The organism is Paraburkholderia sp. D1E (assembly GCF_052682275.1).
In genome coordinates, this window is sequence record NZ_JBQYMB010000001.1 from 5,357,450 (window position 1) to 5,377,068 (window position 19,619).

20 protein-coding genes are annotated in these 19,619 nt (G+C 61.7%); 11 read left to right on the forward strand and 9 right to left on the reverse strand.

Annotation, left to right across the window (positions count from 1 at the left end; all coding sequences use genetic code 11):
* Window positions 1–91: 91 nt before the first annotated feature.
* The 4 genes from nadB to radC form a co-directional block, all read right to left on the reverse strand.
* The gene (gene nadB, locus ACUN0E_RS24045; protein ID WP_408222632.1) at window positions 92–1,690 is read right to left on the reverse strand and encodes an L-aspartate oxidase; all 1,599 of its coding nucleotides are present in this window, start codon (window positions 1,688–1,690) and stop codon (window positions 92–94) included.
* A 236-nt stretch (window positions 1,691–1,926) separates the two neighbouring features.
* Window positions 1,927–2,094 (reverse strand): 50S ribosomal protein L33, encoded by a 168-nt coding sequence (gene rpmG / locus ACUN0E_RS24050; RefSeq protein ID WP_006050116.1) that lies wholly within the window; start codon window positions 2,092–2,094, stop codon window positions 1,927–1,929.
* Between the two features lie 10 nt (window positions 2,095–2,104).
* A complete protein-coding gene (gene rpmB / locus ACUN0E_RS24055; protein ID WP_007180631.1) occupies window positions 2,105–2,338 on the reverse strand; it encodes a 50S ribosomal protein L28 in 234 nt (77 codons plus the stop codon).
* A gap of 239 nt (window positions 2,339–2,577) precedes the next feature.
* Window positions 2,578–3,444: a RadC family protein gene (gene radC / locus ACUN0E_RS24060; RefSeq protein ID WP_445568157.1), complete on the reverse strand. Its 867-nt coding sequence runs from the start codon at window positions 3,442–3,444 to the stop codon at window positions 2,578–2,580.
* 201 nt (window positions 3,445–3,645) lie between these two features.
* Between radC and ACUN0E_RS24065 the strand changes: the two genes are divergently transcribed.
* From ACUN0E_RS24065 to ACUN0E_RS24095, 7 genes are all read left to right on the forward strand, one after another.
* Window positions 3,646–4,101, forward strand: a complete 456-nt coding sequence (locus tag ACUN0E_RS24065) for an FKBP-type peptidyl-prolyl cis-trans isomerase (RefSeq protein WP_445568158.1) — start codon at window positions 3,646–3,648, stop codon at window positions 4,099–4,101.
* A gap of 2 nt (window positions 4,102–4,103) precedes the next feature.
* Window positions 4,104–5,063: a 4-hydroxy-3-methylbut-2-enyl diphosphate reductase gene (gene ispH / locus ACUN0E_RS24070; RefSeq protein WP_408222626.1), complete on the forward strand. Its 960-nt coding sequence runs from the start codon at window positions 4,104–4,106 to the stop codon at window positions 5,061–5,063.
* A gap of 541 nt (window positions 5,064–5,604) precedes the next feature.
* On the forward strand, window positions 5,605–6,804 hold the full coding sequence (locus ACUN0E_RS24075; RefSeq protein ID WP_445568159.1) for a branched-chain amino acid ABC transporter substrate-binding protein: 1,200 nt from the start codon (window positions 5,605–5,607) through the stop codon (window positions 6,802–6,804).
* Window positions 6,805–7,034: 230 nt separating this feature from the next.
* The gene (locus tag ACUN0E_RS24080) at window positions 7,035–7,985 is read left to right on the forward strand and encodes a branched-chain amino acid ABC transporter permease (protein WP_074282431.1); all 951 of its coding nucleotides are present in this window, start codon (window positions 7,035–7,037) and stop codon (window positions 7,983–7,985) included.
* A 19-nt stretch (window positions 7,986–8,004) separates the two neighbouring features.
* The gene (locus tag ACUN0E_RS24085; RefSeq protein ID WP_445568160.1) at window positions 8,005–9,174 is read left to right on the forward strand and encodes an ABC transporter permease subunit; all 1,170 of its coding nucleotides are present in this window, start codon (window positions 8,005–8,007) and stop codon (window positions 9,172–9,174) included.
* 20 nt (window positions 9,175–9,194) lie between these two features.
* On the forward strand, window positions 9,195–9,995 hold the full coding sequence (locus ACUN0E_RS24090) for an ABC transporter ATP-binding protein (RefSeq protein WP_408192355.1): 801 nt from the start codon (window positions 9,195–9,197) through the stop codon (window positions 9,993–9,995).
* Window positions 9,995–10,711, forward strand: coding sequence for an ABC transporter ATP-binding protein (locus tag ACUN0E_RS24095; RefSeq protein ID WP_408511062.1), 717 nt, complete (start codon window positions 9,995–9,997; stop codon window positions 10,709–10,711). Before ACUN0E_RS24090 ends, ACUN0E_RS24095 begins: the two co-directional genes overlap by 1 nt.
* A 138-nt stretch (window positions 10,712–10,849) precedes the next feature.
* On the opposite strand, the gene ACUN0E_RS24100 is transcribed toward ACUN0E_RS24095, so the two are convergent.
* The 3 genes from ACUN0E_RS24100 to ACUN0E_RS24110 all read right to left on the reverse strand — a co-directional run bounded on the left by ACUN0E_RS24100 (window position 10,850) and on the right by ACUN0E_RS24110 (window position 13,904).
* The gene (locus tag ACUN0E_RS24100; protein ID WP_445568161.1) at window positions 10,850–11,317 is read right to left on the reverse strand and encodes a GNAT family acetyltransferase; all 468 of its coding nucleotides are present in this window, start codon (window positions 11,315–11,317) and stop codon (window positions 10,850–10,852) included.
* Between the two features lie 18 nt (window positions 11,318–11,335).
* Window positions 11,336–12,520: an acetylornithine transaminase gene (locus ACUN0E_RS24105; protein ID WP_408222615.1), complete on the reverse strand. Its 1,185-nt coding sequence runs from the start codon at window positions 12,518–12,520 to the stop codon at window positions 11,336–11,338.
* A 352-nt stretch (window positions 12,521–12,872) separates the two neighbouring features.
* Window positions 12,873–13,904, reverse strand: coding sequence for a CDP-6-deoxy-delta-3,4-glucoseen reductase (locus ACUN0E_RS24110; RefSeq protein ID WP_408394332.1), 1,032 nt, complete (start codon window positions 13,902–13,904; stop codon window positions 12,873–12,875).
* A gap of 94 nt (window positions 13,905–13,998) precedes the next feature.
* Here ACUN0E_RS24110 and ACUN0E_RS24115 point away from each other — a divergent pair, with 94 nt between their 5' ends.
* A complete protein-coding gene (locus ACUN0E_RS24115) occupies window positions 13,999–15,036 on the forward strand; it encodes an SDR family NAD(P)-dependent oxidoreductase (protein ID WP_445568162.1) in 1,038 nt (345 codons plus the stop codon).
* Here the strand turns inward: ACUN0E_RS24115 and ACUN0E_RS24120 are convergent.
* Together ACUN0E_RS24120 and ACUN0E_RS24125 are read right to left on the reverse strand one after the other, a co-directional pair.
* On the reverse strand, window positions 15,033–15,221 hold the full coding sequence (locus tag ACUN0E_RS24120) for a hypothetical protein (RefSeq protein ID WP_408206516.1): 189 nt from the start codon (window positions 15,219–15,221) through the stop codon (window positions 15,033–15,035). The two genes, ACUN0E_RS24115 and ACUN0E_RS24120, sit on opposite strands and share 4 nt — an antisense overlap.
* Window positions 15,222–15,389: 168 nt before the next feature.
* Window positions 15,390–16,100, reverse strand: a complete 711-nt coding sequence (locus ACUN0E_RS24125) for a pseudouridine synthase (RefSeq protein ID WP_445568163.1) — start codon at window positions 16,098–16,100, stop codon at window positions 15,390–15,392.
* Between the two features lie 94 nt (window positions 16,101–16,194).
* Between ACUN0E_RS24125 and ACUN0E_RS24130 the strand changes: the two genes are divergently transcribed.
* The 3 genes from ACUN0E_RS24130 to ACUN0E_RS24140 all read left to right on the forward strand — a co-directional run bounded on the left by ACUN0E_RS24130 (window position 16,195) and on the right by ACUN0E_RS24140 (window position 19,572).
* The gene (locus ACUN0E_RS24130) at window positions 16,195–17,454 is read left to right on the forward strand and encodes an MFS transporter (RefSeq protein WP_445568164.1); all 1,260 of its coding nucleotides are present in this window, start codon (window positions 16,195–16,197) and stop codon (window positions 17,452–17,454) included.
* A gap of 163 nt (window positions 17,455–17,617) precedes the next feature.
* The gene (locus ACUN0E_RS24135; protein WP_408394329.1) at window positions 17,618–18,595 is read left to right on the forward strand and encodes a MurR/RpiR family transcriptional regulator; all 978 of its coding nucleotides are present in this window, start codon (window positions 17,618–17,620) and stop codon (window positions 18,593–18,595) included.
* Window positions 18,592–19,572 carry an isoaspartyl peptidase/L-asparaginase family protein gene (locus ACUN0E_RS24140; RefSeq protein ID WP_445568165.1) on the forward strand — a complete coding sequence of 327 codons (981 nt, stop codon included), beginning with the start codon at window positions 18,592–18,594 and terminating at the stop codon, window positions 19,570–19,572. Before ACUN0E_RS24135 ends, ACUN0E_RS24140 begins: the two co-directional genes overlap by 4 nt.
* Window positions 19,573–19,619 lie beyond the last annotated feature (47 nt).

Here is a 19,619-nt window from a genome sequence, read left to right on the forward strand (position 1 = left end):
GTCGCGCGCGTCTAGGCTTAAGCTTTCGCAATCAGTGAAAAGGCCATCGCCGGATAACCGGCGATGGCCTTTTCATTTCAGTTTCTGGAAATCACACGTTGCGGTTACGCACATGCTCCGGCGACAGCACCGAGGGCAGTGCTTTAGGCAACGTGGCCGGCCAATCGCGGCTGAAGTGCAGGCCCCGGCTTTCACGCCGTGAGCGAGCGCCTTCGACGATCAGCGACGCCACGTCGACCAGATTGCGCAGCTCGAGCAAATCGCGGCTCACCTTGAAATTCGCGTAATACTCGTGAATCTCGTCGCGGAGCAGGGCAAGCCGATGCTTGGCTCGTGCGAGCCGCTTGTCCGTACGCACGATGCCGACGTAGTTCCACATCAAGCGGCGCAGTTCATCCCAGTTGTGCGCGACCACCACTTCTTCGTCCGGATCGGACACACGGCTTTCGTCCCAGTCCGGCAGTGGTGCATGGACAACGGCGCTGAAGCCTTCTTGCTCGATGGCCTGCGCAGCGGAGCGTCCGATCACGAGACACTCGAGCAAGGAGTTGCTGGCAAGCCGGTTCGCGCCGTGCAGGCCTGTGCATGAGGTCTCACCAACCGCATAGAGACCAGCGAGATCGGTCCGGCCGGCCAGATCGGTTACGACGCCGCCGCACGTGTAGTGCGCGGCAGGCACAACCGGGATCGGCTCTTTGGTGATGTCAATGCCGAATTCGAGGCAGCGGGCCAGAATTGTCGGGAAGTGTTCGCGAAGGAATTCAGGCGGCTGATGGCTGATGTCGAGATATACACAATCGATGCCGCGTTTCTTGATCTCGAAGTCGATGGCGCGCGCGACGATGTCGCGTGGCGCGAGTTCGGCGCGTTCGTCATGGTTCGGCATGAAGCGCGTGCCGTCCGGCAGCTTCAGGATGCCGCCTTCGCCGCGTACTGCTTCTGAGATCAGGAACGACTTCGCATACGGATGGAACAGACAGGTCGGATGGAACTGGATGAATTCCATGTTCGAGACGCGACAGCCCGCGCGCCAGGCCATGGCGATGCCGTCACCGGTCGCGGTGTCGGGATTGGTGGTGTACAGGTAGACCTTGCCGGCGCCGCCGGTGGCGAGCACGGTATGCGGCGCTTCGATTGTCACAGTGCGGCCGCTTTGCAGATCGAGTGCATATAAACCGTGGCAGCGACGGCCTGGCAGACCGAGACGGTCGGACGTGATCAGATCGATCGCGTAGTGGTCTTCGAGCAGGGTGATGTTCGGGTGACGGCGTACGCGTTCGCTGAGCGTGGCGACCACTGCATGGCCCGTGGCATCCGCAGCATGAATGATCCTTCGATGGCTATGGCCGCCTTCGCGTGTCAGATGAAAGCCGAGTTCGGCAGCGTCGTCTTTGGTGAACGGCACGCCTTGCTCAATCAGCCATTCGATCGCGGCGCGCCCATGCTCGACGATAAAGCGTGTCGCTGCCTCATCGCACAGGCCGCCGCCGGCGATCAAGGTGTCGCGCACGTGGTTTTCGATGCTGTCCGCTGAATCCAGTACGGCCGCGATCCCGCCTTGCGCCCAATCGCTCGCGCCCTCGGTCATCGATCGCTTGGCGACCACCGCAACCCGCCGGGTCTCCGCGAGATTGAGCGCGACGCTCAAACCTGCCAGACCGCTACCGACAATCGCCACATCGAATTCCATCGCCTGCATCTCCGTCTTTCGTTTTGCCGTGACGGCATGCTGTGTGCATGCCGCTAAAACGAGAAAGGATACGCGTCGCGACGAATGAGGGAAAGCTGGCCGAATGGGATAAGACTGATCTGATGGGCAAAGGACAGCCAGCCAGCGCGAAATGGCTCGCAGAAAACAAAAAAGCCCCACATGAATGCGGGGCTTTTTTGCAAATCGTTTTGCCTTGGTCAGGCAGGAGCCAAGATTTACTTAATCTTGGTTTCCTTGTAGTCAACGTGCTTGCGGACGACCGGATCAAATTTCTTGATCAGCATCTTTTCCGGCATGTTGCGTTTGTTCTTCGTCGTCGTGTAGAAGTGACCCGTACCTGCGGTCGATTCCAACTTGATCTTGTCGCGTGCGCCTTTCGCCATGATTTACTCCTTAGGCTTCACCGCGTGCGCGCAAATCTGCGAGCACCGCGTCGATACCGTTCTTGTCGATCAGGCGCAGGCCGGCGTTCGAAACGCGCAGACGCACCCAACGGTTTTCGCTTTCCACCCAAATACGGCGGTTTTGCAGGTTCGGCAGGAACCGGCGCTTGGTTTTGTTGTTCGCGTGGGAAACGTTGTTGCCGCTCATCGGCGCTTTCCCAGTTACTTGGCATACGCGTGCCATGAGAGCACTCCTAATACGCTAATTCTGAGTTCGAACGCCGTGAAAGTTTCCCGAAAAGAGCCGCGCTTAAGTTTCTGGAACTTCAGGCGCTTTTCCTTTCCGGAACGCCTTGGTGGCTTCGGAACAGGGGGTTGGAAATAGGCAAACCGGAATTATAGCGGAAAAAAAGCCGCAAAATCAAACCTTATTTGCGATGCCGAAGACGGCGCAACGTTGCCGCGACCCTGGTTCATGCCCTGTCACGGCCAGCCGGCACGGGCAAACGAGTACGTGTGATCTGCGCCAATCACCAAGTGATCGATCAGTTGCACGTCGATCAGCGCCAGGGCGTCGCGCAGCGTATGTGTTAGCCGGCAGTCGCTTGCGCTTGGCTGAACGGCGCCGGAAGGGTGATTATGCGCGACGATCAGGCTGGCGGCATTCAGACTCAGCGCCCGCCGCACGATCTCGCGAGGATACACCGCCATGCGTGTTAGCGTGCCGCGTGCGCTTTCCTCAACGCGGATCAACCGATGCCGGGCGTCGAGAAAGAGCGACACAAAAACCTCTTGCGTCTTACCGCCTATGCGCAGGCGCAGATAGTCTTGCACGGCTTCAGGCGAATTCATCAGCGAACGGCCCCGCATTCTATCGACCAGCGAGCGCCGCGCCATCTCCATGATGGCGAGCAGCTGCGCCTTTTTAGCGGGGCCGATGCCGCGCAGGCCGTCGAAGTCCGAATAGGTTGCGTCGAGCATCGCCCGCATCGAGCCGAACCGCTCGAGCAGAGTGCGCGCGACATTGAACACATCGTGACCGGGCAGGCCCGAGCCGAGTACCAGCACGATCATTTCGGTATCCGACAGCACGCCGGGTCCTTCCTCGATCAGGCGTTCGCGCGGCATGTCGTTTTTATGCCATTTGCCTCGTACGAGCGGTCGAGTTGCAGATGCGCCGGCGTTCGCGGTGGCGTCGACGGTGCTGACGCTATTACCGGCCAGGGGATCGCCAGCTACGACGCCAGCGTGCGGCAACGTCAGGGCGGGTGCTGGAGCGGCGGGTGCCGCAGGCCCTGGCAAGGCCGTTTCGAGTGTTGCTTTGTCTACTGTGCAGGCATAGTCGGCCATGTGGATATGGGTCCTCCAGTTCGGGTTTGGGGCAGCGCGCGGTGCGTGGCCGTGCCGCGATGCGCGCGACGGACCCAAGCCGCCGCCCGCTATGTGGCTTACAATAGACACTTTGCGCACGGCACCCCGACGGGTTTGCCACACGCGTCGACTGCGCCCGCGGCGCACGCGTGCAGCGCGCTTCGACTGAGCGAGCATTGCATGAGCATCATCGACATTTCCGAAGTGAAGCCCGGTTCACACGTCACGCTTCATTACCGGCTTTCCCTTGCCGATGGCGCTGAAGTCATCAACACGTTTACCGACAGGCCGGCCACGCTGCTGCTCGGCGCGGGCCAACTGGCGCCGCCGCTGGAAGACATTCTGCTGGGTTTGAAGGTGGGCCACCATTCGACCTTTCAGCTAACGCCGGGTCAGGCGTTCGGTCCGCGCAATCCGGAGTTGATCCAGCGGGTCTCGCTGGCCACGCTGCTCGAAAACAGCATGATTGGCGAGGACTTTTCGCCGGGTGACCTGGTCGAATTCAACGCGCCGGGTGGTGGCCGCTACGCTGGCGTCCTGAAGGAGGTCGGCGAAACGTCGGCATTGTTCGATTTCAACCATCCGCTTGCCGGCCAGGCGCTGGCGTTTGAAGTGAAAATCATCGGGATTCTGTAAACATGAGCATCACGGATACGACTCTTGCCGAAGCCGAGATCCTGCTGGCGCAGCCGCGTGGGTTCTGTGCCGGCGTCGATCGGGCCATCGAAATCGTGGAGCGGGCCATCAAGCTGCACGGCTCGCCGATCTATGTGCGCCACGAAATCGTCCATAACGCCTATGTCGTCGAGGATTTGCGCAAAAAAGGCGCAATTTTCATCGAACAGCTGGAAGAAGTGCCGGCCGGCAATACGGTCATTTTCAGCGCGCATGGCGTGTCGAAAGCGGTGCGCTCGGAAGCCGAGTCGCGTGGCCTGCGGGTGTACGACGCCACCTGTCCGCTCGTCACCAAGGTCCATATCGAAGTCGCGAAGATGCGCCAGGATGGCTTCGACATCGTGATGATCGGGCACAAGGGGCACCCTGAAGTCGAGGGTACGATGGGGCAGGCGGGCGAAGGCATGCATCTGGTGGAAGACATCAAAGACGTGCAGGCCCTGCAGCTGGCCGATCCCGACCGGATCGCGTTCGTTACGCAAACCACCCTGTCGGTCGACGACGCAGCCGAGATCATCGGCGCCCTGAAGGCGAAATATCCAGCGATCCGCGAGCCGAAGAAGCAGGACATCTGCTACGCCACGCAAAATCGCCAGGACGCGGTCAAGTTCATGACGCCCCAATGCGACGTCGTGATTGTGGTCGGCAGCCCGAATAGCTCGAACTCGAACCGGCTGCGCGAGCTGGCCGAAAAGCTCGGTGTGCCTTCCTATATGGTGGACTCGCCGGATCAGATCGATCCGGTCTGGGTCGAAGGCAAGCGCCGGATCGGTGTGACGGCTGGCGCCTCGGCACCGGAAGCGCTCGCGCAAGCGGTGATCGGACGGTTGCGTGAGCTCGGTGTGCGCAATGTGCGTGCGCTTGAAGGCATCGAGGAAAACATCGCGTTTCCGCTGCCGCGCGGGTTGGGTCTGCCTGCCTGACAATCCGCCGACGTTTTGAAAGAAAAGCGCGCCTAAGGGCGCGCTTTTTTTGTGTCCGCAGATCCGTGAGTGCTTCACTAATAAAGTGCCAGATCACTGGGAAAGATGCTTTTTAGTGCTCTCCCATACAAATTCATTTGAATTGTGATTGGTCTTTTAATCAAATTTCTGATGATATGTCCCCGTTTAAAACATGACAAACGCGTTGCGTCGATTTTTGACGCACTAAAATAGTGCGCGCTCTCTGATATCAATAGAAACGTAATACTTAACGCGAAGCACGGTGCAATCAGGGATCGGGCCATATCGCTGCAACACTTGATGCCATTGGGTGCGGCGCTGGTGCAACTGATGCACGAAAAATAGTCGCAACCGGGTTGCGCCTCTTGTCGAATTTCTCTCTCAAAATAAGGTTGCAATGCAGGAAAACCCCAGCGTTTCAACAATATTGCGCGTCGCATAATTGGAGTTACAATGCGCGCGTTCTCAAGGCCTCCGGGTCCCGAACAATGGATTTTGCAAGGCGCAGGAGACCTACTTAATGCGAGTCAAATTTGCTTACGCCGTGTCCATCGTGGCCGCGGTTGCGATGTTGACCGCGTGCGGCAAAAAACCGGAAGGCGAGGCGGGAGCAGGTGCATCGGCTGCCGCAGCGGTGGCAGCACCGGCAAGCGAGGCGACTATCGTGAAGATCGGCCATGCGGCCCCTTTGACGGGCAGCATTGCGCATCTTGGTAAAGACAATGAAAACGGCGCACGTCTGGCGGTCGAGGAGATCAACGCACAGGGTTTGACGATCGACGGCCACAAGATCCAGTTGGAGCTCGACGCGCAGGATGATGCCGCGGACCCGAAAACGGGAACGGCGGTCGCAGAGAAATTCGTCGACGATCATGTCGTTGCCGTAATCGGGCACCTGAATTCGGGCGTCTCGATTCCGGCCTCGAAGATCTATAGCGATGCCGGGATCGTGGAGATCTCACCGTCGTCGACGAATCCGGGGTACACACAGCAAGGTTTCAAGACGACTTATCGGGTGGTCGCGACCGATGCCGAGCAGGGCCCGGCGCTTGCCAATTACGCGACAAAGGTGCTTGGCGCGAAACGCATCGCAATCGTTGACGACTCGACCGTCTACGGCAAGGGACTCGCCGACGAGTTTGCGAAAGCAGCACAGGCGAGCGGGGCGAAGATCGTCGCGCGCGAAGCCACGAATGACAGGGCTACGGAGTTTCAGGCCGTCCTTAGAAAGATCAAAAGTGTTCAACCGGACGTCATCATGTTCGGCGGAATGGACGCGACGGGCGGGCCGTTTACCAAACAGGCGGCGGCGCTCGGTATCAGGGCAAAAATCCTTGGCGGCGACGGTGTGTGTACCGACAAGGTGGGTGAGCTGGCGGGAACCGCCGTGCAAAACCTGGTCTGTTCGGAGGCGGGACTCGCGCTTTCGAAAATGGACAAGGGAGCGGACTTCGAAAAGAAGTACGTCGACCGCTTCCACACACCGGTGCAGATTTACGCACCGTTCACGTATGACGCTGTGTACGTGATTGTCGATGCAATGAAGCGCGCTAATTCGATCGAGGCGCCCAAGGTGCTGGCTGCGATGCCGTCCACCGATTACAACGGGGTAATCGGCCACATCGCGTTCGACGACAAGGGTGATTTGAAAGAGGGCGCCATTACGCTTTACGACTTCAAGGACGGCAAAAAAGCGGTCCTCGACGTCGTGAAGATGTGATGACGGGACGTTTAGCCTGACGGCACCGAAACCACCCAACGGTGCCGTTTTTGCATCCGCCATCGGTAAGTTCGCGGCTGCATCACAGTCGTAAGACGAACCGGGCAGCGGATAACCCTTACCGGTCTTTTACATCAGTACCCGCAGTGCCGTTGAGATTGGCGTACCGCATCACCGCCCACCGGCTGATGAAGAACGCGAATCCAGTCGCACGGGCTAAGGAGCATTAAATGGATATCTTCATCCAGCAGGTCCTCAACGGGCTGGTGCTTGGCAGCGTTTACGCCATCATCGCACTGGGCTATACGATGGTTTACGGCATTCTGGGCATCATCAACTTCGCGCACGGCGATGTGTTGATGGTGGGCGCGATGGTTGCGCTCTCAGCCATAGGCGTGCTTCAGAACCACTTCCCCGGCCTCGGCAATGTGCCGACGCTCATCATCGCGTTGATCATCGCGGCAGTGGTTTGCTCGCTGGTCGGCTACACGATCGAGCGCGTGGCCTACCGGCCGTTGCGTAAAGCGCCGCGTCTCGCTCCGCTGATCACCGCGATCGGCGTGTCGATCCTGCTGCAAACCCTCGCGATGATGATCTGGTCGCGCAATCCGCTGCCGTTCCCGCAGCTGTTGCCCACTGACCCGATCAACGTGATCAAGGCCACCGACACGACGCCCGGCGCCGTGATCTCGATGACCGAAATCGTGATCATCGTGGTGGCGTTCCTCGTGATGGGCGGTCTGCTGCTGCTGGTTCACAAGACCAAGCTGGGCCGTGCGATGCGTGCGATTGCCGAAAACCCGGGCGTCGCGAGCCTGATGGGCGTGAACCCGAATTTCGTGATTTCGGCGACCTTCATGATCGGCTCGGCGCTTGCCGCTCTGGCCGGCGTGATGATCGCGTCCGAATACGGCAACGCACACTTCTATATGGGCTTCATCCCAGGTCTGAAGGCCTTTACCGCGGCGGTGCTAGGTGGGATCGGCAATCTCGGCGGGGCGATGGTGGGCGGCGTGCTGCTCGGTCTGATCGAACAGTTGGGGGCGGGCTATATCGGCAACCTCACGGGCGGTGTGTTCGGCAGTAACTATCAGGACGTGTTCGCGTTCATCGTGCTGATCATCGTGCTGGTGTTCCGTCCGTCGGGTCTGCTCGGCGAACGTGTTGCGGATCGCGCCTGATCCCTGGGAGAAAGCAAACATGACCTCAATTCAACCGATCGAGCCGTCCACGACGCTCATCCCTGAAAAGAACCTGACGAAGACGCTGACGGTCGGCATCATCACCGCGATCTTCGTGATTGCGGCGCCAATGATCATCGGCGCGGCCGGCGGCAACTACTGGGTCCGCGTGCTCGACTTCGCGATGCTGTACGTGATGCTCGCGCTGGGCCTGAACGTGGTGGTCGGCTTCGCCGGCCTGCTGGACCTGGGCTACATCGCGTTCTATGCAATCGGCGCTTACGTCGCGGCTCTCCTGAGTTCGCCGCACCTGACCTCGCAGTTCGAGTGGATTGCACATCTGTTCCCGGGCGGCCTGCATGCGCCGATCTGGATCATCGTGCCGATCGCGATGGCGCTCGCCGCGACCTTCGGGATCCTGCTCGGTGCGCCGACCCTGCGTCTGCGTGGCGACTACCTCGCGATCGTGACCCTGGGCTTCGGGGAAATCGTGCGGATCTTCATGAATAACCTCGACCGTCCGGTGAATATCACCAACGGGCCGAAGGGGATCACGGGGATCGATCCAGTGTCGGTGGGTGGCTTCAGCCTCGCGCAGACGCATTCGCTGTTCGGCATGCAGTTCCCGTCGGTGTACTTGTACTACTACCTGTTCGTGCTGTGTTCGCTGCTGGTGATCTGGGTCTGTACGCGTTTGCAGCACTCGCGTATCGGCCGTGCATGGGCCGCGATCCGCGAAGACGAAATCGCCGCCAAGGCGATGGGCATCAACACCCGTAACGTGAAGCTGCTGGCCTTCGCGATGGGTGCGTCGTTCGGCGGGTTGTCGGGTGCGATGTTCGGCTCGTTCCAGGGCTTCGTGTCGCCGGAGTCGTTCACGTTCTGGGAGTCGGTCGTGGTGCTGGCGTGCGTGGTGCTCGGCGGCATGGGCCACATCCCGGGTGTGATTCTCGGTGCGGTGCTGCTTTCGGTGTTCCCGGAATTCCTGCGTTCGACGATGGGTCCGCTGCAGAACGCGATCTTCGGCCACGAAATCGTCGATACGGAAGTGATCCGTCAGTTGCTGTACGGCCTCGCGATGGTCGTGATCATGCTGTACCGCTCGGAAGGCCTATGGCCGGCGCCGAAGCACGAAGACAAGATTGCGAAACTGGCGAAGCGCGCTGGCAAGAAGCCGGTGCGCGCCTGAGGCCCGCAGGGAGAAATCATATGAGCGATAACGTAAACAACAGCGTGGGCAGCGACCAGATCCGCCTGTCGGTGAAAGGCGTGAACAAGCGCTTCGGCGGCCTGCAGGCATTGTCCGACGTCGGTCTGCAGATCAAGTCGGGCCAGATTTATGGCCTGATCGGTCCGAACGGCGCCGGCAAAACGACCTTCTTCAACGTGATCACGGGTCTGTACACGCCGGATTCGGGCGAGTTCAAGCTCGACAACGTGGAATACACGCCTACGGCCGTCTACCAGGTGGCGAAGGCGGGGATTGCGCGTACGTTCCAGAACATCCGTCTGTTCGGTGGCATGACCGCGTTGGAAAACGTGATGGTCGGCCGGCACGTGCGCACGAAGCACGGTCTGATCGGCGCAGTGTTCCAGACGCCGGCTGAGCGAAAGGAAGAGCGCGAGATCAAGGAGCGTGCAATCGAACTGCTGGAGTACGTCGGCATTGCGCAGTACGCGGACTACACGTCGCGCAATCTGTCGTACGGTCACCAGCGTCGTCTGGAAATCGCCCGCGCACTGGCAACGGATCCGAAGCTGCTCGCACTGGATGAACCGGCTGCCGGCATGAACGCAACGGAAAAGGTCGAGCTGACCAAGCTGCTCGACAAGATCCGCAGCGACGGCAAGACGATCCTGCTGATCGAGCACGACGTGAAACTGGTGATGGGCCTGTGCAACCAGATGACAGTGCTCGATTACGGCAAGGTGATTGCCCAGGGGCTGCCGCATGACGTGCAGAGGGACCCGAAGGTGATCGAAGCTTATCTGGGTGCGGGGGTCCACTAATGGCTACGGCAATGTTGAAAATCAAGGGCCTGCAGGTCAATTACGGCGGCATCCAGGCAGTCAAGGGCATCGACCTCGAAGTTGCGCAGGGCGAGCTGGTCACGCTGATCGGCGCGAACGGTGCGGGCAAGACCACGACGATGAAGGCGATCACGGGGCTGAAGCCGTATTCGGCGGGTGACATCGAGTACATGGGCCAGTCGATCAAGGGCATCCCGGCGCACGAACTGCTCAAGCGCGGTCTGGCGATGGTGCCGGAAGGCCGGGGCATTTTCTCGCGCATGTCGATCGTCGAGAACATGCAGATGGGCGCTTATCTGCGTACCGACACGGACGGCATCAAGGCGGACGTCGATCGCATGTTCGGCTTCTTCCCGCGCCTGAAGGAACGGGCTACGCAGTATGCGGGCACGCTCTCGGGCGGCGAACAGCAGATGCTGGCTATGGCGCGCGCGATCATCAGCAAGCCGAAGCTGTTGTTGCTCGACGAGCCGTCGATGGGTCTGTCGCCGATCATGGTCGAGAAGATCTTCGAAGTGGTGCGGGCGATCTCGGCTGAAGGCATGACCGTGCTGCTGGTCGAGCAGAACGCGCGTCTCGCGTTGCAGGCGGCGAACCGCGGCTATGTGATGGACTCGGGTCTGGTGACGATGTCCGGCGACGCGAAGCAGATGCTGGATGATCCGAAGGTGCGCGCGGCTTATCTGGGTGAATGAGTTGGGTGAATAAGCTGGGTAAATAAGCAGGGCGAATGAATGATGGGTGAATAACCCGGACCAGGTTTGCCTTAGCCGTAAAAAAGGCCGCATGCTTTCAGACATGCGGCCTTTTTCTATTCAAGCGCTTGCCTGCCCCTAAGCCGCCGGTGCTTCCGCGAGCTCTCCCAGGCGCTTGCCGAGACTGATCACCGCATCCGCGCGATAACCGAGCGCCTCATAGAACGCGCGCACGTCGGCCTTCGCGGACAGCACCTGCAAATTCAGCTTCGGGCAGCCGCGTTCGGTCAACGCGTTTTCGACGTGCGCGACCAGACGCGCGCCGATGCCGTGACGACGCAACGATTCAGCCACCGCGAGCGAATACAGCCAGCCTCGGTGCCCGTCGTAGCCACCCATCACCGTGCCGACGATACGTTCGTCGAGCACTGCGACAAAGAACAGTTCCGGTTGTGTCGCCAGCTTGTTCGCGATCGACAGATGCGGGTTGCGCTGCGGCCTTGTCACGTCCCGGTACTCCGGAAACGCTTCCTGCCATAGCGCGACCACGGCATCGGTGTCACGCGTGTCGAAGCAGCGGATCGATAGCGTTGTGGTCGTCGTCATACGCGCTTTCCTGGGTGATTACAGCGTGTCGAGAATCGAACGCAGCATCGCCATCATCTGGTCGATTTCTTCGTTCGTGACGTTCAGCGCCGGCATGAAGCGCAGCAGATTCGGACGCGCTGCGTTCAGCAGCAGGCCGTCGGGCTGCATCACGCGCGCCTTCTCGACGATCTGGTTGCCGATGTCCTTACCGAGCAGCAGGGCGCGCAGCAGACCTTCACCGCGTTCGCCTTCGAAGCCGCGCTCTTCCGACAGTTCGAGCAGCTTGGCGCGCAGATATTCGCCACGCGCGCGCACACCTTCGAGGAAGCCCGGCGCGGTCAGTTGCGAAATCACCGAGTAGCCGACCGCGGTCATCAGCGGATTGCCGTTGTACGTCCCACCCTGGTCGCCCGGTTCGAAGATGGCGATTTCAGCTTTTGCGAGCAGCGCCGCGAGCGGCACGCCGCCGCCGATGCCCTTGCCGAGCGTCATGATGTCTGGCTCGATGCCCGACAGTTCGTACGCGAACAGGGTGCCGGCACGGCCGCAGCCGCTTTGCACTTCGTCGACGATCAGGAGCAGGTTGTGCTGTTTGGTTAGCGCGCGCAGTTGCTGCATGAACTCGCGTGTGGCGGGAATCACGCCGCCTTCGCCCTGAATCGGCTCCAGCATCACTGCAACGGTCTTCGCGTTGATCAGTTTTTCAACCGACGCGATGTCGTTCAGATCCGCTTTCGGGAAGCCCGGCACTTGCGGAGCGTAGATCGTGTCCCAGCCCGGCTTGCCGCTTGCGGACATGGTCGCGAGTGTGCGGCCGTGGAAGCTGTGATCGAACGTGATGATTTCGAACGCGCCGTCCTTGAACTTCTTGCCCCACTTGCGCGCGAGCTTGATCGCGCCTTCGTTGGCTTCGGCACCGCTGTTCGCGAAGAACACCTTGTCGAAACAGCTGTGTTGCGTCAGCAGCCCGGCGAGTTGTGCCATCGGGCCGTTGTAGAAGGCCGGCGACGGATTGAGCAGCAGTTGCGCCTGCTTGTTCAGTGCTTCGATCATGCCGTCGTTGCAATGGCCGAGGCTGTTGACTGCCCAGCCCTGAATGAAGTCCAGATATCGCTTGCCGTTATTGTCGTAGAGCCACGAGCCCTTGCCGTGCGTGAAAACGATTTCGGGCCGGTTCGTGATGTACATCAGCGACTCGATCGGGTACTCATTGAAATTCATAACGGCAGACTCCAGACAGCGGGTGAGGGGTTAATGAGCGGTTGGGGGAACGCAAAAAAAGCAAACAAAAAAGCCACGGCATGCCGTGGCTTTCATGATTCGAACTGCTTGCGCCTTTGTGCGGCGCGAATCCGTGACGAAGCCAGCGGCGTCCCTAGGGGAGCGGCGAGCGGCGACGTCGAAGTTCGGACTGGATGCGGTTCATGCGCCAAAGAATACGACAAGGAAAGCGCTGGTGTAAACCATGAATTTGCACAAATTGGCGTCAAGCAGGATTTTTGCGCATCGGCCTCAATGCTGACATGTTGTTCACGAACGGCCCGGTCGCGTTTCGATCAGGCCGTTCACTCATTCAAACCGCGTTCGCCAGATCCGCCGCGCTCGTGAAGGAATCCGCGTAGAACTCGTCTTCCGGCAGACTGTGGTGCTGGGTGAAATCGCGCTGCGCCGACTCGACCATCACCGGCGCGCCGCACGCGTACACCTGGTACGGCGACAGATCCGGCAGATCCTCGATCACCGCGCGATGCACGAAGCCGACGCGGCCCGTCCATGCATCGCTCGCGTCCGGTTCCGACAGCACCGGCACGAACTTGAAGTTCGGGATCTCGCGAGCCCATTGCTCGGCGAGATCGAGCAGGTACAGGTCCTTCTTGCGGCGTGCGCCCCAGTAAAGCGTCATGGGCCGGTTGAGATTCTTGAACACCGCGTGCTCGACGATCGCCTTCAGCGGCGCGAAGCCGGTGCCCGAGGCCAGCAGCACGATCGGCTTGTCCGAATCTTCGCGCAGGAAGAACGTGCCGAGCGGCGCTTCGAAGCGCAGGATGTCGCGCTCTTTAATAGTGTTGAAGACGTGATCGGTGAAAGCGCCACCGGGCATGTGACGGATATGCAATTCGATCGGACCTTCCGCGTGCGGCGCGTTCGCCATCGAATAGCTGCGGCGCTTGCCATCCTTCAGAATGAATTCGAGGTATTGGCCGGCCAGATATTGCAGACGTTCATTTGCGGGGAGTTGCAATTTCAGCACGACGACGTCGTCGGCCTTGCGCTCGATTGCGTTCACGCGGCACGGCAGCTTCTTGACCTGCACGTCGCCCACGCCGGCCACTTCGCGGATATCCACTTCGAGATCGGAGCATGCCGTCGCGCAGCAGAAGAGCGCCATGCCGCGCGTCTTTTCGTCGTTCGACAAGGCCGATGACGAGTGCTGACGCTGTTCGATCTGACCGCTGACCACGGTGCCCTTGCAGGAGCCGCAGGCGCCGTTCTTGCAGCCATACGGCAGGCCGATGCCTTGCCGCAGGGCCGCGATCAGGACCGGTTCGTCCTGTTCTACCTGAAACTGCCGGCCGCTTTGCCGGAGCGTGACGTTAAATGCCATAGAGTGTTCGAAATCGAAGAGTCGGTAATCGTTATCGGACCCGCTGTACAACTGTGCGGTACCTGCCGCGCTTGACGGCTACAATGCGTCCACCATGAAAGCGACACGAAATTTACGCCGGCCGCGCGTGTTAATCGTAGGCTGCGGCGATGTCGGCATGCGCTGCGTGCCCTTGTTGCGGCCGCGCGCGCATGTCTTCGCGCTCACCAGCCACGCCGGGCGCAGCGCCGAATTGCGCGCCGCTGGCGTCACGCCGCTGGTCGGCGACCTCGACGCGCGCCGCAGCCTGAAACGGCTTGCGGGTCTCGCGCCGACGGTACTGCATCTCGCGCCGCCGCAAAAGACCGGCGATGACGACCGCCGCACCCGTGCCTTGCTTGCTACGCTGAGCGCGCGCCGCGATCGCGCGCTGCGTGCCGCGCGCGGCGCGGTGGCGCCGGTCGGGCGGCTGCGCCGCGGGTTGCGCAACATGAGTGCCTCGTGGGCGGAATCTGAAGCAGCCAATATTGTACCCGACAGGGTGCGTTGGACCGCCGCTCCGCACGCGCCTGTGAGGCTTGTGTATGCGAGCACGACAGGCGTCTACGGCGATTGCGGCGGCGCGTGGATCGACGAAACGCGCGCGTCGCAGCCGGCCAATGCGCGTGCCAAACGCCGCGTGTCGGCCGAGCGGCAATTGCGGCGCGCCACTGCGAGAGGCGTGATCGCCGCGAGCATCGCGCGGATTCCGGGCATCTACGCGCGCAACCGTCTGCCGCTCGCGCGACTGGAAAAGCGCACTCCGGCCTTGATCGACGCTGACGACGTCTACACCAACCATATTCACGCCGACGACCTCGCCGCGATCCTGGTGCGTCTCGCCACGCGCGGGCGCCCGGGGCGCGCGATTCACGCGTCCGACGATACGTCGCTGAAAATGGGCGAGTACTTCGATGTGGTGGCCGATGCGTTCGGCCTCGAGCGCGCGCCGCGCATCACGCGCGCGGCGGCGGAGCAGCAGATCGAGCCGACCCTGCTGTCCTTCATGCGTGAATCGAGGCGGCTCGTCAATCGACGCCTCAAGGAAGAGTTGCGCGTGAGCTTGCGGTATCCGAGCGTTGAGGATTTCCTGCGCGCAGCTTCACAGCCTTAGGTTAGTGCCGGCAACGCCTCCAGCAACAGGAAGCACAGCATTGCGCCAATCAGTGCACCGATCAGGTTCGGATGATATTTGTGCCGCAGCCGCATTGTGACCAGCAGTCCGCCGACCAGAACCAGCCCGAGACACGTGAAAGCAATCATCGTGGACGAGATTTCAATAGTGTCGTGGATGACCATGGCGCCCCTCCTTGAACCCTTTGTAGTCTTTGTTTAAACGAGTATAGGGCGAGTTGTAAGGAAGAGCATGCTGCGATGCAGCGTGTAATCGGGCGTCCCGCAGCGCCTATGTGAGGCCGCGCACACGATTCTCCTGACGCATCAAGGCTTTAAAAGGGACCTACCGGTTTACCCGCTCAGTAAAGATCCGAGGTCGGTTTCGCCGAGCCATTGCCACGCACCTTCTGCGAGCGTCGCGGGCAATGCGAGCCCGCCAATGCGCTCGCGATGCAGCGCTTCGCAACGGTTGCCAGCCGCCGCGATCATTCGCTTGACCTGGTGATACTTGCCCTCCATCACGGTGAGGGCAAGCGAGTGCTCGCCGCGCGCCCGGGCGTCGACGGCGGCGATCGGTTTGGGCTCGCCGTGCAGCAAGACACCGTCGCGTAAGGCACTCAATTGGACGTCGTCGATGGGATGGCGCGTGGTCGCGACGTAAAGCTTCGGTACTTTGCGTTTCGGCGACGTGAACATGTGAACGAACTTGCCGTCGTCGGAGAGCAGCAGGAGGCCGGTCGTGTCCTGATCGAGACGGCCCACACATTGCACGCCACGTTCGGCGAACTGCGGCGGCAGCAGGCTGAACACGCTCAGATGATGCTGCGGGTCGCGCGAACATTCGTAGCCGGCGGGCTTGTTCAGGAGCAGATAGGCGTGCTCGCGATACGGCCAGACGACCTCGTCCACGCTGAAGCAGAACGTGCTGTCATCGGTTGGGAAATCGGCGTCGGCATTGGCGCAGACCGAGCCGCCGATGCTCACGCGGCCGTCGCGAATCAGCGACCGGCATTGGCGGCGCGAGCCGAAACCTTGAGTGAAGAGGATGCTTTCGAGATTCATGGCGAGCGAAGAATAACACCGCAAGAAGCGGAGCGCCGCGCGGCGTCATAGCGACCACGATGGTCTTCCCACATCCCGTCGCAGGAGTTGATCGATGCACGCCACGTCCTCTTCCCTGTCTTCATCCGCGATCCGTCTGCCGCCCGCGTTCCAGCGGCTCGCATGGTCGAATCTGGTCGCACAATCCGCTGAGCAGGCCAGCCTGGCCGCTGCGCCGCTCGTCGCCGTGTTCGCGCTCGGCGCCGGCGCGCGCGAGACGGGCCTGCTGCAAACCGCGCAGACGCTGCCGTTTCTCCTGCTGTCGATTCCACTCGGTGTATGGGCTGACCGCCGCTCGCGCCGCACGTTGATGACGCTTGCCGAAAGCGTGCGCGTGGTCGCGATGCTATGCGTGCTGCTGCTGGTGATGACGCATTCGCTGAGCTTGTCGCTGCTCGCCGCACTCGGCTTCATTGCCGCAACCGGCACGGTGGCTTACAACGTTGCCGCGCCTTCGCTGGTGCCGTCGATCGTGCCGCGCGAGGCGTACGCCCAGGCCAACGGCCGGCTCGAACTGGCGCGCAGCGTCGCGTATTCGGCGGGGCCGGCGCTCGGTGGCGTGCTGGTCGGCTGGATCGGCGCGGGATGGGCGTATGGCTGCGCGGCCGGGCTATCCGCACTGGCCGTCGCGTTGCTGGCGGGGCTGCGCGAACCGCCGCGAGCGGCCGCTTCCCAGCGGCACTTCCTGCTGGAACTGCGTGACGGTGCGCGCTTCGTGCTGCGCGACGCGCTGCTGCGTCCGATGCTCGCCACCGCGATCTTCTTCAACCTCGGTTTCTTCGTGCTGCAAGCGGTGTATGTGCCGTACGCCGTCCATCGTTTGGGACTGAGCGCGTCGATGGTCGGCGTGACGCTCGGCGCTTATGGCGTCGGCATGGTGTGCGGCGCGCTCGCCGCACCGGCTATCGCGCGGCGCCTCGCGTTCGGACGCGTGCTGATCATCGGGCCGACATGCGGTCTGCTTGCCTCGCTCGTGATGGTCGCGACGATCCTCGTGCCGTCGTTCTGGCTGGCGATGCTCAGCTTCTTTCTGCTCGGCGCCGGACCGATTTTGTGGGTGGTGGGTTCGACCACGCTGCGCCAGGCGATTACGCCCGAACGGATGATGGGCCGCGTCTCGGCGCTCAACAGCACGACGACCTATGGGGCGCGGCCGCTGGGCGCGTTGCTCGGTGCGGCGATCAGCGCGCGCTGGGGGATGGACGCGTGTCTGGTCGCGGCTGCCGCGGCTTTTCTTGTGCAGGCGCTGATCATTGTCACGTCGCCGGCGGCACGGCTTGCGCACATTCCCGCGGGGGCCGCGATCGCGCAATGAAAACTGGTTTTCATCGGATGGCTATGGGGCGCGCCGCCGCACCGCCGGTCATCCGTGAAAACCCTCGAAAATGAAAATGAATTTTTTTTGATGGGATTTCTATGTAAATATACTTTCATTCATTTTGATTACAGTCGCCGCGCCACCGCGCCGGCTCGCTCGCATGATCCATCACTCGTCCGTTGCTTCGAACCCCGCCGAGCAGGCTATCGCCGCGCGCATCGCCGTAGCAATGCCAACCCTCACGCCGATCCATCGGCGCATGGGTGAATACGTGCTGGCGAATCTGTTCCGCGCGGCGACCATGCGGATCGACGAGCTGGCGAGCGTGGTTGGGGCGTCGGTGGCGACAGCGAATCGCTTTGCCCGCGCGCTTGGCTTCGACGGTTATCCGCAGTTTCGTGAAGCGCTCGTGCGCGGCTTCGAAGCGACGCTCGCGCCGGTTGAGCGGCTGCGAAGCGCGCAGGAGTCGCTCGCCTCCGGTGACGCGCTGCTCGATGCGCTGCTCGAACAGGCGGCGGCCAATCTCCATTCCACACGCACCGCGATCGACAGCGCTGCAGCCGAAGCAGCCGTTGAAGCGATCATCGCTGCGCGCCGCGTGTTCGTGCTCGGCTATGGGGCCAGCGCGTTTCTCGCCGGTTTGATGGAACACGGCTTGATGCCGTATCACGACAACGTGCAGTCGCTCGCGCTGATCGGCGGACCTTCGCATGCCGCGCGGCGTCTGTTCACCGCGGACGACGGCGATCTGGTGATCGGCATCGCGTTTCCGCGTTATGTCGAAGACACCATCGAACTCTCCCGGCGTGCGGCAGGACGCGGCGCGCGCGTGCTTGCGCTAACCGACAGTCCGCGCTCGCCGCTCGCACAATTCGCCGATCTCGCGCTCTATATCCGCTCGGAACGGCGGCTTGCGGCCAATGCCGATTCCGCCGTGCTGGCCGTGATCGAAGCCCTCTGCGACGCGGTCGCGTATCGCGCCCAACGCTCGGTCAAGGCCGCCGCCGGCGTCAGCGAATTTGTCTTGCCCTGGCTTACCGACCCACAAGCCGACCCACAAGCCGCACCGTCCAGCACTGCTGAGCAGTCCGCGCGCGCTTCTACTCGCACCACCCGCACTACGAAAGCCAAAAAATGAACACCAACGCAGTCATTGCCATTCACGGCGGGGCAGGTACGATCCTGCGCGCGTCGATGTCGGCCAGCGCCGAAGCCGACTATCACGCAGCCTTGCACGCCGTGCTGAGCGCGGGCCAGCGCGTCCTCACCGACGGCGGCAGCGCCCTCGATGCTGTCAGCGAAGCCGTGCGTCTGCTCGAAGACTGCCCCCTCTTCAACGCGGGCCGTGGCGCGGTCTACACCGCGGCCGGCACGCATGAACTCGACGCGGCCATTATGGACGGCAGTTCGCTCGACGCCGGTGCGATCTGCTGCGTGACGCGCATACGCAATCCGATTCTGGCGGCGCGCCGCGTACTCGAACGTAGCGAACACGTGCTGTTTACGGGCGAAGGCGCGGAAGCCTTCGCGGCCGCACAGGGACTCGAATTCGTCGAGCCGGAGTATTTCCATACCGAAGCGCGTCATCGCCAATGGCAACTCGCGCGTGGTCAGCAGCGCGCGATGCTCGATCACGATGGCGCGACGCTGGCCTCAGAAAATGATGACCCCACCCCGCATGAGCCGATCGATCCGAATCGTAAGTTCGGCACCGTGGGCGCGGTCGCGCTCGATCAGCATGGCCACGTGGCCGCTGCGACTTCGACGGGCGGCGTCACCAACAAGCAGGTCGGCCGGGTTGGCGATACGCCGCTGATAGGCGCCGGCTGCTATGCAGACGATGCAACTTGCGCGGTCTCGACCACGGGCTCCGGCGAGATGTTCATGCGCATGGTCGCTGCGTACGACGTCGCGGCGCAGATGGCCTACCGCAACGTCTCACTCGAGGAAGCGGCGCACGACGTGGTGATGAACCGTTTGCCGAAGATCGATGGACGCGGCGGACTGATCGCCGTCGATGCGCGTGGCAACGTCACGCTGCCGTTCAACACCGAGGGCATGTATCGCGGATTTGCGCGGGTCGGCGAGGCGCCGGTGACGGCGATTTATCGCTAATGCTTTCTCGCTGCGCTGTCGCTTGAACTGCCGCTTGAATTTTCGTT